Here is a 13992-nt window from a genome sequence, read left to right on the forward strand (position 1 = left end):
CCCGAACTCGATGATGTGGGTGTGTACCGGGCTCAGGACGCCTCGGACGTCCCGGTGAGCTTGCGGATCTCGGTGACGAGCACGTCCAGCGGTGTGCTCGTGGGGAACACCGCCGCGGCGCCGGCATCGAGCAGTTTCGGCACGTCGCCCTGCGGGATCGTTCCACCGACGATGACGTCGATGTCGCCGGCGTCCGCCGCGCGCAGACCTTCGACGACCTTCGTGGTGAGGGCGACGTGGGCACCCGACAGGATGCTCAGTCCGACCACCGCGACGTCCTCCTGCACGGCGATCGAGACGATGTCCTCGACCTTCTGGCGGATGCCGGTGTAGACGACCTCGAAACCGGCGTCGCGCAGGGCACGCGCGACGATCTTCGCTCCGCGGTCGTGTCCGTCGAGTCCGGGCTTGGCGACGAGAATGCGGGCGCTCATCAGAACACCACCGGCTGCTGGAACTCGCCCCACACGTTCTTCAGTGCGGAGACCATCTCTCCCACCGTACAATACGCGTTGGCGCAATCGATCAGGGCATGCATGAGGTTGTCGGTTCCTTCCGCTGCGCGGGACAGGGCCGCGAGTGTCGTGCGCACCGCGTCGGGGTCGCGTTCGGCCTTGACCTTCGCGAGTCGCTTCAGCTGCATCTCGCGGCCTTCGGCGTCGAGTTCGTAGGTGGAGATCTCGGGTTGCGGTTCGTCGGAGACGAACTTGTTCACACCGACCACCGGCCGGTCGCCGTTCTCGATCTCCTGGTGGATCTTGTAGGCCTCGTCGGCGATGAGGCCCTGCAGGTAGCCGTCCTCGATCGCACGGACCATGCCGCCGTGCTTCTCGAGATCGGCCATGATCTCGACGATGCGCTCCTCGGTCGCGTCGGTGAGCGCCTCGACGAAGTACGACCCACCGAGCGGGTCGGCGACGCGGGTCACGCCGGTCTCGTAGGCGAGGATCTGCTGCGTGCGCAACGCGAGGGTCGCCGATTCCTCACTGGGCAGGGCGAACGGTTCGTCCCAGGCGGCGGTGAACATCGACTGCACGCCGCCGAGCACCGACGCCATGGACTCGTAGGCGACGCGCACGAGATTGTTCTGCGCCTGCGGCGCATACAGCGAAGCGCCACCGGCGACGCATCCGAAGCGGAACATCGACGCCTTGTCGGTGGTGGCGCCGTAACGCTCGCGCACGATCGTCGCCCAACGGCGTCGTCCGGCACGGTATTTGGCGATCTCCTCGAAGAAGTCGCCGTGGGTGTAGAAGAAGAACGAGATCTGCGGGGCGAACTGGTCGATGGTCATCCGCCCGCGCTCGACCACCGTGTCGCAGTAGGTGACACCGTCGGCGAGGGTGAACGCCATCTCCTGCACCGCGTTCGCGCCGGCATCACGGAAGTGGGCGCCGGCCACCGAGATCGCGTTGAAGCGCGGCACTTCCGCGGCGCAGAACTCGATGGTGTCGGCGATGAGACGGAGCGACGGCTCGGGCGGCCAGATCCACGTGCCGCGGGAGGCGTACTCCTTGAGGATGTCGTTCTGGATGGTGCCGGTGAGCTTCTCGCGCGGCACCCCCTTCTTCTCCGCGGCGGCGACGTAGAAGGCGAGCAGGATCGCGGCGGTGCCGTTGATGGTGAAACTCGTGCTGATCTTGTCGAGCGGGATGCCGTCGAACAGCACCTCCGCATCGGCGAGCGTGTCGACGGCGACGCCGACGCGGCCCACCTCCTCACCGACCTCGGGGTCGTCGGAGTCGTAGCCGCACTGGGTCGGTAGATCCAGCGCGACCGACAGTCCGGTTCCGCCCTGCTCGAGCAGGTAGCGGTAGCGGCGGTTGGACTCCTCCGCAGTACCGAACCCGGAGTACTGACGAAACGTCCACAACCGGCCCCGATAGCCGTTGGGGAAGTTCCCGCGCGTGAAGGGAAAGCTTCCCGGCGCCGGCGGTTCGGCAGCGCGGTCGCCCGGCCCGTAGACAGGCTCGAGCGGGATACCCGACGAGGTTTCTGCGAAGTCGTTCACGCCGGATACATTACTTGCAGAAAAAGAGAATGCCAATATCATTGCGGAGAACAGAGCTGGACAATCGAAGGCGACCAGGGAGAACGATGTCGAGTCAGAATGCCCTCAGCGACCGCACCATGGTCATCTCCGGCGCGAGCCGCGGTATCGGACTGGCCATCGCGGTCGCCGCCGCCCGTCGGGGCGCGAACGTGGTGCTCCTGGCGAAGACCGCCGAACCCCACCCCAAACTGAAGGGGACGGTGCACACCGCCGTCGCCGACATCGAGGCCGCCGGCGGCAAAGCTGTCGCGGTGGTGGGCGACGTCCGGAAGGAGGACGATGTCCAGCGGGCCGTCGACACAGCGCTCGAACGGTTCGGCGGCGTGGACATCTGCGTCAACAACGCCAGCGCCATCGCCACCGAACCCACCGAATCCCTCTCGGTGAAGAAGTACGACCTGATGCAGGAGATCAACTGCCGCGGAACGTTCCTGCTCTCCAAGGCGGCGCTGCCGCACCTGCGGGAGTCGCCCAACCCGCACATCCTCACCATCGCCCCGCCGGTCAACATGAACCCGCACTGGCTCGGCGTGCACCCCTCGTACACGCTGTCGAAGTACGGAATGTCGCTGCTCACTCTGGGATTCGCGGCCGAATACGCCGACGCGGGCGTCGCGGCGAACTGCCTGTGGCCCGAGACCTACATCGCGACCTCCGCCGTGGCCAACACCCCCGACGGTGAAGCGCTGCTCGCCGCCTCCCGCAGCCCGGAGATCATGGCCGACGCCGCGGTCGAGATCCTCTCGCGACCGGCGAAGGAGACCACTGGGCAGTGCTTCGTCGACGCCGACGTCCTGGCCGAGGCCGGGGTAACGGACCTGTCGCGGTACGGCGGCGGCGACAACCCGCGCTGGGACTTCTTCCTCGACAAGGACTGACGTTCAGTTCCGACGGACGCGGACGGCGGTGCCGGCACACAGCACGACGACGGCACCGCCCGCCACCACCGCCCAGGTCAACGGTTCTCCCAGCAGCCAGGCGGCCCAGCCGACCGTCATGATCGGCTGGGTCAGTTGCACCTGCCCGACCCGCGCCATCGGCCCGATCGCCAGGCCTCGATACCACGCGAAGAACCCGAGGAACATGCTGACGATGCCGAGATAGGCGAACGACGCCCAGTGCGTCACCCCGCCCTGCGGCACTCCGTCGGCGAGCGAGACCAGGGTGAGGGTCACCATCAGCGGCGACCCCAGCACCAGCGCCCACGAGATCGTCTGCCACGCACCGATCTCCCGCGCCAGCAGTCCGCCTTCCGCGTAACCGACGGCTGCGGCGACCACCGCGCCGAGCAACAGCAGATCGGCTCGCCCGAATCCCGCGACACCTCCGCCGCGCAGCCCCGCGAAGGCCATGACGGCGACCGTCCCTGCACCCGCCGCGACCCAGAACGGGATCGGCGGCCGTTCGTGGGCCCGCAACACCGCGACCACCGCGGTCGCGGCCGGAAGGATCGCGATGACGATCGCGCTGTGGTTCGCCGGTGCCGTGGTCAGGGCGTACGAGGTGAGCATGGGAAATCCGATCACCACCCCACCCGTGACGACGGCGATCCTGCGCCACTGATGCGTGTTCGGGAGTCGTTGTCCCGTGAGCGCGAGTGCCGGAGCGGCGAGAACCGCCGCGACGACCGCGCGGCCGGCGGCGACGAACAGCGGTGACATCGCTCCACTTTCGACGGCGATGCGAGTGAGCGGCACGGTCAGGGAGAAACCTGCGACGCCGAGCAGACCCCAGGCGAGCCCGCGAGGATCGGGCGATAGCACTGGCCGGTCGGATACGATAGCGCTACTCTTTGCTCTCATGTCGAACAGTAGCAGTTCCCAACTCGTTGCGGAACTGACCCGGTGGATCGCCACTGCCGCACCCGGCGCCCGGTTGCCGTCGACGAGATCGCTCGTCGCGCAGTACGGCGTCAGCCCCGTCACGGTGCAGAAGGCACTGAAGACACTCCAGACCCGGGGGCTCGTGGAGAGCCGCACAGGAGTCGGCACCTTCGTCCGGCAGATCCGCACGTCGAACACGATCGACCACAGCTGGCAGACGGAAGCGCTCGGAACGGCACCGCCGCTCCCCCGCGCCTCCGCCGCCCTGCGCACCGTGCCCAACGACGTGATCACGCTCCACTCCGGCTATCCCGACCGCACACTGCTCCCCGAACGCCTTGTCCGCGGAGCGTATTCACGCGCATCCCGCAGCGATGCCGCCGTCGGACGGACACCGGCGGCGGGACTTCCCGAACTGCAGGCGTGGTTCGCCGCGGAACTGACGGAAGCGACGGATGCACGCACCGCCCCGCCGTCCGCGGGCGACGTGATCATCACCCCCGGCAGCCAGAGCGGACTCGGGTCGATCTTCCGCGCGCTCGTCGGCGCCGGCAATCCCCTCGTCGTGGAGTCACCGACCTATTGGGGTGCGATCCTCGCGGCCACGAAGGCGGGTGTGCAGCTCGTCCCGGTTTCCAGCGGACCCAACGGACCCGATCCCGACGAACTGGCCCGCGCCTTCGACCGGACCCGGGCGCGTGCCTTCTACGCGCAACCGAACTTCGCGAATCCCACCGGGGCGCAATGGTCGTCGTCGACCGGTGATCGGGTCCTCGACGTCGTGCGCAATGCGGGAGCATTCGTCATCGAGGACGACTGGGCCCACGACTTCGGGATCTCGACCGAGTCCGTTCCGCTCTTCGCACGCGACGACTCCGGCCACGTCGTCTACGTCCGCTCACTGACCAAGAGTGTCGCGCCGTCGGTGCGGGTCGCGGCGATCGTCGCGCGAGGACCCGCTCGCGAACGCATCCTCGCCGACGTGCAGGCCGAATCCGTCTATGTGAGCGGCGTTCTCCAGACGGTCGCGCTCGACGTCGTCACCCAGCCGGCATGGCAGACCCATCTGCGGGCTGTTCGTCGCGAGCTCGAATCGCGCCGCAACCTCCTGGCGAGCGAACTTCGCGAGCTTGCACCGGATGTGGATGTCGACGGACTGCCGCCCGGTGGGCTCAACCTGTGGGGCAGGCTCCCGGACGACGTCGACGCCGAGGTCGTCGCGCGCGAGTGCGAGGCAGCCGGGGTGCTCGTCGCGGCGGGCGGCGAATGGTTCCCGGCGGAGCCCACCGGTCAGTACCTCCGGCTCAACTTCGCAGGACCGAATCCGGCGGCCTTCCGGGAGGCCGCCCGGGTCATCGGGCGAGTCGTCTCCGGCGGGTGAGGACGGGCGGTCATCACCGGCTCGTGCGGCGCCGGCGGGTCCTCCTCACCCGAGTGCGTTCGTCCTCCGTGAGCCCGCCCCAGATCCCGTAGCGTTCACCCGAATCGAGGGCGTACTGCAGGCACTTCTCCCGCACCGGACAACGAGCGCAGACCTTCTTGGCCGAGGCCATGCGGTTCTCCCTCGCGTCGCCCCGCTCGTTGTCCGGGTGGAAGAACAACGAGCCGTCCGCGTCACGACAAGCCGCGTCCATCTGCCAATCCCATTCCTCGGCAACGGGAGGCGGCAGATAGAGCAACTTCAGCGCGGGCATGTCCTACCTCCCTCCGTCGCGCAGGGTGCGATAGATCTCGATCAGGTGATCGGTCGACGCGTCGCCGGTATCGGGGCTCTCATCACCGGCGAGCACCGTCTGCAGGGCGGTGGCCTGGGTCTTGCCGAGTTCGACACCCCACTGATCGAACGAGTCGATCCCCCACACGACGCCTTGGACGAAGGTCTGGTGCTCGTAGAAGGCGATGATCTGCCCCACCACCGAGGGGGTCAGTTCCGGGGCGAGGATCGTCGTCGACGGCCGATTGCCGGGCATCACCTTGTGCGCCACCAACGCCTCGTCGACCCCTTCGGCACGCACCTCGTCGGCATCGCGGCCGAAGGCGAGGACTTTGGCCTGGGCGAACATGTTCGCCAGCACCAGCGCCTGCATGCTCGTCTGCCCGTCGCGGGCGGGTAGGTCGTCGCCGGAACGCGCGAGGCCGAGGAAGTCGACGGGGACGATCTCGGTGCCCTGGTGCAGCAGCTGGAAGAAGGCGTGCTGACCGTTGGTACCGGGTTCGCCCCAGAACACCTCCCCGGTCGGGCACGAGACCGGGGTGCCGTCGGCGCGCACGGATTTGCCGTTCGATTCCATGGTCAGCTGCTGCAGATAGGCCGGCAACCGCGCCAGATCCTGCGCATAGGGCACCACCGCCCGCGACCGGTGGCCGAGGATGCTCGCGTTCCACACCCCGATCAACCCCGCCAGCAACGGCGCATTCTGTGCCGGGGCCGCGGTGGCGAAGTGTTCGTCGATCGCGTGCATGCCGGCGAGGAACTCGGCGAACCGGGCCTTGCCGATGGCGCACATCACCGCCAGCCCGATCGCCGAACCGACCGAATAACGCCCACCGACCCAGTCCCAGAACTCGAACATGTTCGCCGGGTCGACGCCGAACTCGACCACCCGCTCCGTATGCGTCGAGACGGCGACGAAATGCTGGGCGACGGCGTCTTCGCCGAGGGCGTCGACGAGCCAGCGGCGGGCGGCGGTGGCATTGGACAGGGTTTCGAGGGTGGAGAAGGTTTTCGAGGCGACGATGAACAGTGTGGTGGCCGGGTCCAGGTCGGCCAGCGCGGCGGTCAGATCGGCGGGGTCGACGTTGGAGACGAATCGCGTCGCCGGCCCGTCGTGGAAGCGCCGCAGTGCGCGGGTGACCATCGCCGGGCCGAGATCGGAGCCGCCGATGCCGATGTTGACGACCGTGGCGATCTTCTGTCCGGTGGCGCCGCGCCAGGCGCCGGTGCGGAGGCGGTCGGTGAACTCGCCCATCCGGTCGAGCACGGTGTGGACGTCGGCGACGACATCGACCCCGTCGACCACCGACTCCGCGTCGCGGGGTAGGCGCAGGGCGGTGTGCAGCACCGCGCGGTCCTCGGTGACGTTGATGTGCGCACCCGAGAACATCGCCTCGCGAGCGGTGGCCACACCCATCTGCTCCGCCAGCTGCAGGAGCAGTTCGAGAGTGCGACCGGTGAGGCGTTGTTTGCTGAAGTCGACCACCAGATCCCCGGCGTGCGCGGTCAACGCTTGCGCCCGCTGCGGTTCGATCGCGAACAGCTCCCGCAGGGACACCGCGGCGATCTCGTCCCGATGGGTTTCGAGGGCCCGCCAGGCCTCCGTGGTCGTCACATCCCGTGTTTCCGTATCCATGTTTCTGCCAACGTCTTTCGTCACGCCAGTGCGCGCAGGCGCGGCGCGAGATCGCGTTCGAACAGTTCCAGGAACCGCTTCTGATCATGACCCGGCGCGTGGAACACCAGATGATTCAACCCGGCATCGACATACGCCTTGACCTTCTCGACCGCCTCGTCCGGATCCGACGCCACGATCCACCGCTTGGCGACCTGCTCGATCGGCAACGCATCGGCCGCTGCTTCCATCTCCATCGGATCATCGATGGAATGCTTCTGCTCCGGCGTCAACGACAACGGCGCCCAGAACCGGGTGTTCTCCAAGGCCTTGTCCGGGTCGGTGTCGTACGAGATCTTGATCTCGATCATCTTGTCGATCCCGGCGACATCCCGCTCGGCCTTCTCCGCACCCTCGGCGACCGCCGGCAGCAGCTTGTCGGTGTAGAGCTCCATGCCCTTGCCCGAGGTGCAGATGAACCCGTCCCCACCGCGTCCGGCATAGCGGGCCACCACCGGACCACCGGCGGCGACATAGACCGGAATCCCACCTTCGGGCACGTCGTAGATCGACGCCCCCTTGGTCGTGTAGTACTCGCCCTCGAAATCCACCCGATCCCCGCGCCACAGCTCGCGCATCAACCGCACCGACTCGCGCAGCCGGGCGAAGCGTTCCTTGAACTCCGGCCACTCCCCGGCATATCCGGTGGCGATCTCGTTCAGCGCCTCGCCCGTGCCGACACCGAGGAAGATCCGCCCCGGATACAGACACCCCATCGTCGCGAACGCCTGCGCGATCACCGCCGGGTTGTACCGGAACGTCGGCGTCAACACCGAGGTCCCGAGCTGCAGGCGTTCGGTGCGCTCGCCCACGGCGGTCATCCACGCCAGCGAGAACGGGGCGTGCCCGCCGTTGTGCCGCCACGGCTGGAAATGATCCGACACCGTCGCCGAATCCATCCCGTGCGCCTCGGCCAGCACACCCAGCTCGACCAGCTCGCGCGGGCCGAACTGCTCCGCCGACGCCTTGTATCCCAACTTCAGCATTACCGTGCAACCTCCGAACAACGTGGTGCCAGCGAAACGATCACGCACAATCGCGCAAATCCTGCACGAAATCATGCACACTGAGCGCAGACAGTGTCAATATCCACGCAGAGGTGTGTCGCTTCGTGCGTTATGGTCGTGCACCGACCCCGACCACGGCGTCCGAGTACCCAGAAAATCGAGTGCCCAGAGCCCTAGGAGCAATCGTGTCAGCGACCGCACGGCGACGTGAGATCTTCCACCGAATCCTCGCCGACGGATATGTCGATGCGAAGACCCTCTCGGCCGATCTCGGCGTCGATGCGTCCACGATCCGTCGCGATCTCGATTCGCTCGCCCGCGAAGGGAAAGTCGAGCGCACACACGGGGGCGCCCGAGCGGTCGAGGGCGCGGGTCACGAGGTGCCGTACGCCCTCAAGAAGGACGTGCGCCGCGAGGAGAAGGCGGCGATCGCGGCGGTAGCGGCCGCCATGGTGTCCGACGGCGACAGCGTGGTGCTCGACAGCGGTTCCACGACCTACGAGGTGGCCGTGGCACTGCGCCACAAGGCGTCGCTGACGATCCTCACGAACGACCTGCGTATCGCGAAGTATGTTGCGGCATTTCCCGACGTCCGGCTCCTCGTGTCCGGAGGCGAGCTCCTCGGTTCGGTGTACACCCTGGTCGGCGACCACGCCGTGCAGTTCCTCTCGGACTACTCCGCCGACTGGGCGTTCCTCGGCGCCGACGCCGTGCACCCCACCGCCGGCATCACCAACACCAACACGCTGGAGATCCCGATCAAGCGAGCGATGATCCGGTCGGCCGAGAAGGCGATCGTCGTGACGGATCATTCGAAGTTCGGAGAGCGCGCACTCGCCCGCGTGGCGACTCTCGACGAGATCACCTCCATCGTCACCGACGACGGTCTCGACGAGGAGCATCGCGCAGCCTACGGCGACCGACTCGTCATCGCTCCGAAGTCTTGACATACAACCATTCGGTTGTACATTTGGAGATGTGAGCGGAGACGACGAGGACCGGGCCGATGCCCTGTTCCACGCGCTCTCCGACCGGACCCGTCGCGACATCATGCGACGCGTCCTGGCCGAGGACCACTCGGTGTCCGCTCTCGCAGCGAACTACGACATGTCCTTCGCTGCAGTGCAGAAACACGTCGCCGTGCTGGAGAAGGCCGGTCTGCTCGTGAAGCGACGCAGCGGTCGCGAGCAGTTGGCCAGTGGTGACGTGACGGCAGTGCGGTCGGTGGCGTCCATGCTCACCGAGCTGGAGCAGGTCTGGCGCGGTCGCATCGCGCGCATCGACGAACTCATCGCATTCGAATCCCCCGAGGAAGGCTGAGAAATGCCTGTAACCGACGTCCGGCACGACTCCGACACATTGACTCTGACCATCACCGCCGAGTTCGCCGCCCCGGTGGCTCGCATCTGGCAGGTCTACGCCGATCCCCGTCAGCTGGAGAAGATCTGGGGACCCCCGACCTTCCCCGCGACGGTGGTCGACCACGATCTGAAGCCCGGCACCCGCACCACCTACTTCATGACCGGCCCCGACGGCGAGAAGTACGCCGGCTACTGGGACATCACGGCCGTCGACGAACCGACGAGTTTCTCGTTCGCGGACGGTTTCGCAGAGCCGGACTTCACCCCGAAGCCGGAGCTGCCCGTCTCACGCAACGTCTACAACTTCGAGGAGTTCGAAGGCGGCACGCGAGCAACCTATGTCAGCACCTACCAGAGCGCCGAAGCACTCCAGCAGGTACTGGACATGGGTGCGGTCGAGGGTGCCTCGTCCGCGATCAACCAGATCGACGACCTGGTGGCTGCCTGACAGCACCGAAAGGCCGACGCCCCCTGCCCTTTCCGGACGAGACGAACCGGAGAGCAGGGGGCGTCGGAAAGCTTGCTGGCAGTATGACGGAGATCGGGTCGTGCGACGGAGATCAGAGATTCAGTCGCCCAACGGAATCAGAGATTCCAGTCGCCGAGACCGTCCCAGCCGTTGAGGGTTCCGCCGGCGGTGTTCTGCACGATCACCGGGTCGCCCTTCTTGGCGTTCTCGTAGAACCACTTGCCGTCCTCGGTGCTCACATTGAGGCAACCGTGGCTGACGTTGGTGTTGCCCTGCGCGCCGACCGACCACGGGGCGGCGTGGAGGAAGATGCCGCTGTTGGACATCCGCGTCGCGTACTCGACGTAGGTGCGGTACCCCTCGGGGCTGTCGACGGGAACTCCGTAGGTCGACGAGTCCATGTACATGTCGCGGTACTTCTCACCGACGATGTACGTGCCGTTGGGAGTGTCGTGGCCGGGCTTACCGAAGGACGTCGGCATGGTGCGGACGACCTCGCCGTTGCGGGTCACGGTGATGGTCTTGGTGTTGTTGTCGGCCACCGTCACCAGGGCGTCGCCGATGGTGAACGACGACTGCGTGTCGCCGGCCTTCACGGTCACCGCGGTGTTCGCGGGCCAGAACTCGAACGGCTTCCAGCGGACCTGCGTGTTCGACGCCCAGTAGAAGTGCCCGTCGACGGGCGGCTGCGTGGTGATGCGGATGGCGCGTTCGGCGGCTGCACGATCTCCGACGGCCTCGTTGAAGCGGATGATGATCGGCTGCGCGACACCCACTGTCTCCCCGTTCGACGGGTTGACGGACGGAGCGGAGAACGGCGCGGCCGGCTCGGGAGCGAGCTGAGGCGGAAGCTGCGGCGGCGTCACCCCGGGCGGCGTGAGTCCTTCGATCAGCTCCTGGACACTCGGCACCTCGGGCCCACCGGGCCACAGCGGTGCCGCGCTCGCAGGACCTGCGGTGGCCAGTGCCACGGCGGCTGCGCCCACGAGTGCAGCACCGATCCGCGCAGATCGGCGGCCCGTGCGGCGACGGTTCGACAAAGCTCGCTTTTCGAACATTCCACAACCCATCGTTCAGCGGTGCGCCGCGCCTTATTTCCCCTGCGCGGCGTGCTCGTACCCGTTCATTAGATACAGGACGGTTACGGACGGGCAATTCGAATGCGGGCCGTCCCGGCGTTTTCCCAGGTCAGCGAACCGAATGGTCTATTACGAATGCAGACGGCCACGGCGCGGGTGAACGGATATCGCCCGCGCCGCAGACCGGCGGTCACACCATTTCGGGCACGTCGAGGTGTGCGATCGCGAGTTCGAACTCACCGGTGTCGAGAACCGTGGCACCCGCCGCCCGGGTCACCTCGGCACGGATACCATCAACGCGTTCCTTGTTGCGGTCCATCGCCTCGGCGCTGTCGAACGTCAGCGAGGACACTCCGCGACCGCGGGTGCGGTCGATCATCAGGCTGGCGCTGCAGAAACCCTCGAGTTCCTCCATCCTGGGCAGCGCCGCCATCTTCCACATGTCCGCGCCACGCTCCAGCTGGGCAGGATCGAGCTCTACCCACGTGACACGGCAGCAGGACCCTCGGCTCGCATGGTGATCGCGGTGCATGACCGCGATCTCCCAATTGGCCACGTCCGTGGTGGCGTGGAACATCCGGGCCGCCTCGTCCCGGAGCATGCGTGCCATGCCTTCGCTGGAGCGCAGCACGTCCCCGTCCCGCCAGGAGCTGGTGGCGATGCATCGGCCCGAGCCGCGGTCGATCAGCAGGGACAGCCCCAGGCAACCGTCGATGTCCGCCAGGGCAGGCATCACGATGTCGCGTACGTGCTTGATCCCGGCGTCGATATACGACGGATGCGCATGAATTGTGGTGGAGCGTGCAAACACGATCGGCACCCCTCTCCTCAGGGCGGCGCCAACACGGCGTCGCCGGTCGTTTCGGCGCGACCCCCCACCCGAAACCACCCGTGTTCACACTGCTCCCCTACTCGGCCGTAGGCAATAGACGACCGGTCTGCGTCTGCCATCCTCGAAGGGTGGCGGCATCGAGCGGTATCGACCGCATCGGTCCCGGCGACCTGACCGAACTCGTCTCGGACGTGGGACGGGCACCTCTGAATGTCGGTGCTGCGATCTTCTTCGCCGGTGAGAACCTGCGTGATCCGACGACACTGATGGCGGTGCTCACCGAACGACTCGTCGGGATCCGCCGGCTGCGGCAATGCCTGATCGAACCGGCGCTCGGGCTCGGACGTCCCTACTGGATCGACGACGACCACTTCGACGTCGATGCCCATCTCTCGCAGGTGCGATGCCCCGACCCCGGCGACAGGGACGCCGCACTGACGCTCGCCGTGGACGCGGTCACCCGTCCACTGTCTCGATCCCGACCGTTGTGGCGCGCGGTTCTCGTCACCGACATCGCGGACCCGAACGGGCACACGGCGTTGGTGATGGTGCTGCACCACGTCCTGGCCGACGGGATCGGCGGTCTGGCGATCCTGGCGCATCTCGTCGACGGCATGGACAGCACGCCGTCCATGCGCGAACAGCGCACATCCGGGCAACCGAGTGCGCGAGAACTTCTCTACGACAACGTGATCGGCCGCCTGCACACGCTCCGCCGGGCACCGCGAGCCGTCGCACGACTTCCTGCCGCATGGGCGGAACTCGGGCGAGGCGCCGGCGGACGTGCCCCGCGTTGCTCGCTCAACGCGCCCACCGGTGTTCGTCGTGCGGTCGGGACCGTCGAGGTGGAGCTGGGCACCGTCCGCCGAGCGGGACGCCGATGGGACGCGACGGTCGACGACGTGCTGCTGGTCGCGGTCGGTGGTGCCCTCGGCACGATTCTGCACGGGCGCGGCGAGTTCCCGCCCGACCTGGTGATCTCGGTACCGGTCTCCGCCCGCACCGTCGACACGAGTGGGCAGCTGGGTAATCGCGTCGGTGTCATGCCCGTCCGGGTACCGCTGGACGGGACCCCGGAGGGCCGGCTGGTATCCGTCTCCCGCGCCACCCGGCTACAGAAGACGAACGTGCGGGGGTTGTCCGCCGAGCTGCTGGGTCCGGTCTTCCGCGCGCTCGCGGCCGCGGGGATGTTCCGTCGGTTCGTGGACCGGCAACGTCGGGTCAATTCTTTCCTGTCCGACCTGCCGGGACCGTCGTCGACGATCGCCGTGGCCGACGCACCCGTCACGTCGATCGTGCCGTTGATCGTCAGCACGGGGAACGTCGCTGTCGCCTTCGCCGCACTGTCGTATGCCGGCACGCTGACGGTCGCGGTCGTCGTCGATCCCGACGTCGCCCCCGAGGTCCGTGACCTCACGGAGGCCGTGCGAGAACAGTTCCGCTCGATCGTTGCCTCCGCACAGTGACCGCGGGTCGCTCCGATGTGGCGGTCGGGAAGCGAGGATCGGGGTACCTTGCTGGGCATGTCGGAGGAGATCGCCGAGATCCGTACCCTCGCCGATGCCCGGAAGGTGTTGGCATCGCAGCCGTTCAGCGTCCTGCTCGGAGCTCGTCTGACCGAATACGAGCGCGGCCGGGCGGTACTGGAGATACCTTTCAGGGAGGAACTGCTCCAGCAGTTCGGTTTCGCGCACGGCGGGGTTCTGGCCTATGCGGCCGACAATGCGCTCACGTTCGCCGCAGGCACGGCCCTCGGACCCTCGATCGTGACGACCGGCATGAGTCTCGACTACCTGCGGCCCGCCGGGGGCACGCTCCTACGCGCGGTCGCCACCGTCGTCAGCAACAGTCGCAGGCAGGCGTTGTGTCGTTGCGAGATCTACGCCCTCGCGGAGGACGGCGTGGAGAAACTGTGTGCCGCAGCGCAGGGAAGCGCTCGCGTGATCGACCTGAACGGGTGAACGACGGAACCACCGCAT

At 67.3% G+C, this 13992-nt stretch carries 15 protein-coding genes; 7 read left to right on the forward strand and 8 right to left on the reverse strand.

Translation table 11 applies throughout. The features are described 5' to 3' along the window. Positions 1-32 precede the first annotated feature (32 nt). Entirely contained in the window at positions 33-434 is a 402-nt protein-coding gene (locus tag CKW34_RS21660) for a cobalamin B12-binding domain-containing protein (protein WP_059384008.1), read from the reverse strand. Continuing rightward, positions 434-2011, reverse strand: a complete 1578-nt coding sequence (locus CKW34_RS21665) for a methylmalonyl-CoA mutase family protein (RefSeq protein ID WP_059384007.1) — start codon at positions 2009-2011, stop codon at positions 434-436. The genes CKW34_RS21660 and CKW34_RS21665 overlap by 1 nt, the downstream gene beginning before the upstream one ends. A gap of 86 nt (positions 2012-2097) precedes the next feature. Here CKW34_RS21665 and CKW34_RS21670 point away from each other — a divergent pair, with 86 nt between their 5' ends. After that, positions 2098-2931: an SDR family oxidoreductase gene (locus CKW34_RS21670; RefSeq protein WP_059384006.1), complete on the forward strand. Its 834-nt coding sequence runs from the start codon at positions 2098-2100 to the stop codon at positions 2929-2931. Between the two features lie 3 nt (positions 2932-2934). Here CKW34_RS21670 and CKW34_RS21675 read toward each other — a convergent pair whose 3' ends face one another. Then, positions 2935-3816, reverse strand: a complete 882-nt coding sequence (locus tag CKW34_RS21675; protein ID WP_059384005.1) for a DMT family transporter — start codon at positions 3814-3816, stop codon at positions 2935-2937. Positions 3817-3853: 37 nt separating this feature from the next. On the opposite strand from CKW34_RS21675, the gene CKW34_RS21680 reads away from it, so the two are divergent. Next, complete coding sequence (locus tag CKW34_RS21680) at positions 3854-5257, forward strand: aminotransferase-like domain-containing protein (protein ID WP_059384004.1); 1404 nt, start codon at positions 3854-3856, stop codon at positions 5255-5257. Between the two features lie 13 nt (positions 5258-5270). Here CKW34_RS21680 and CKW34_RS21685 read toward each other — a convergent pair whose 3' ends face one another. From CKW34_RS21685 to fgd, 3 genes are read right to left on the reverse strand one after another with little or no spacing between them, the layout of a single operon-like run. Next, entirely contained in the window at positions 5271-5570 is a 300-nt protein-coding gene (locus CKW34_RS21685; protein ID WP_059384003.1) for a WhiB family transcriptional regulator, read from the reverse strand. Positions 5571-5573: 3 nt separating this feature from the next. After that, positions 5574-7226, reverse strand: coding sequence for a glucose-6-phosphate isomerase (gene pgi, locus CKW34_RS21690; RefSeq protein ID WP_064059827.1), 1653 nt, complete (start codon positions 7224-7226; stop codon positions 5574-5576). A 20-nt stretch (positions 7227-7246) separates the two neighbouring features. Continuing rightward, positions 7247-8251 (reverse strand): glucose-6-phosphate dehydrogenase (coenzyme-F420), encoded by a 1005-nt coding sequence (fgd, locus tag CKW34_RS21695; protein ID WP_059384709.1) that lies wholly within the window; start codon positions 8249-8251, stop codon positions 7247-7249. A 206-nt stretch (positions 8252-8457) separates the two neighbouring features. Between fgd and CKW34_RS21700 the strand changes: the two genes are divergently transcribed. Genes CKW34_RS21700 through CKW34_RS21710 form a run of 3 tightly spaced genes read left to right on the forward strand, consistent with a single transcriptional unit; the run spans position 8458 to position 10081 of the window. After that, positions 8458-9219, forward strand: a complete 762-nt coding sequence (locus CKW34_RS21700) for a DeoR/GlpR family DNA-binding transcription regulator (RefSeq protein WP_059384708.1) — start codon at positions 8458-8460, stop codon at positions 9217-9219. A 31-nt stretch (positions 9220-9250) separates the two neighbouring features. Next, positions 9251-9592 (forward strand): ArsR/SmtB family transcription factor, encoded by a 342-nt coding sequence (locus CKW34_RS21705; RefSeq protein WP_059384707.1) that lies wholly within the window; start codon positions 9251-9253, stop codon positions 9590-9592. Between the two features lie 3 nt (positions 9593-9595). Beyond that, complete coding sequence (locus CKW34_RS21710; RefSeq protein ID WP_059384706.1) at positions 9596-10081, forward strand: SRPBCC family protein; 486 nt, start codon at positions 9596-9598, stop codon at positions 10079-10081. A 137-nt stretch (positions 10082-10218) separates the two neighbouring features. Here CKW34_RS21710 and CKW34_RS21715 read toward each other — a convergent pair whose 3' ends face one another. Both CKW34_RS21715 and CKW34_RS21720 read right to left on the reverse strand, forming a co-directional pair. Next, positions 10219-11160: a L,D-transpeptidase gene (locus tag CKW34_RS21715; protein WP_059384705.1), complete on the reverse strand. Its 942-nt coding sequence runs from the start codon at positions 11158-11160 to the stop codon at positions 10219-10221. 211 nt (positions 11161-11371) lie between these two features. Then, entirely contained in the window at positions 11372-12001 is a 630-nt protein-coding gene (locus CKW34_RS21720) for a hypothetical protein (RefSeq protein WP_059384704.1), read from the reverse strand. Between the two features lie 140 nt (positions 12002-12141). On the opposite strand from CKW34_RS21720, the gene CKW34_RS21725 reads away from it, so the two are divergent. Together CKW34_RS21725 and CKW34_RS21730 are read left to right on the forward strand one after the other, a co-directional pair. Beyond that, the gene (locus CKW34_RS21725; protein WP_059384703.1) at positions 12142-13479 is read left to right on the forward strand and encodes a wax ester/triacylglycerol synthase domain-containing protein; all 1338 of its coding nucleotides are present in this window, start codon (positions 12142-12144) and stop codon (positions 13477-13479) included. 57 nt (positions 13480-13536) lie between these two features. Further along, the gene (locus CKW34_RS21730; protein ID WP_059384713.1) at positions 13537-13974 is read left to right on the forward strand and encodes a PaaI family thioesterase; all 438 of its coding nucleotides are present in this window, start codon (positions 13537-13539) and stop codon (positions 13972-13974) included. Positions 13975-13992 lie beyond the last annotated feature (18 nt).

The organism is Rhodococcus rhodochrous, assembly GCF_900187265.1.
Classification (GTDB): Bacteria; Actinomycetota; Actinomycetes; order Mycobacteriales; family Mycobacteriaceae; genus Rhodococcus; species Rhodococcus rhodochrous.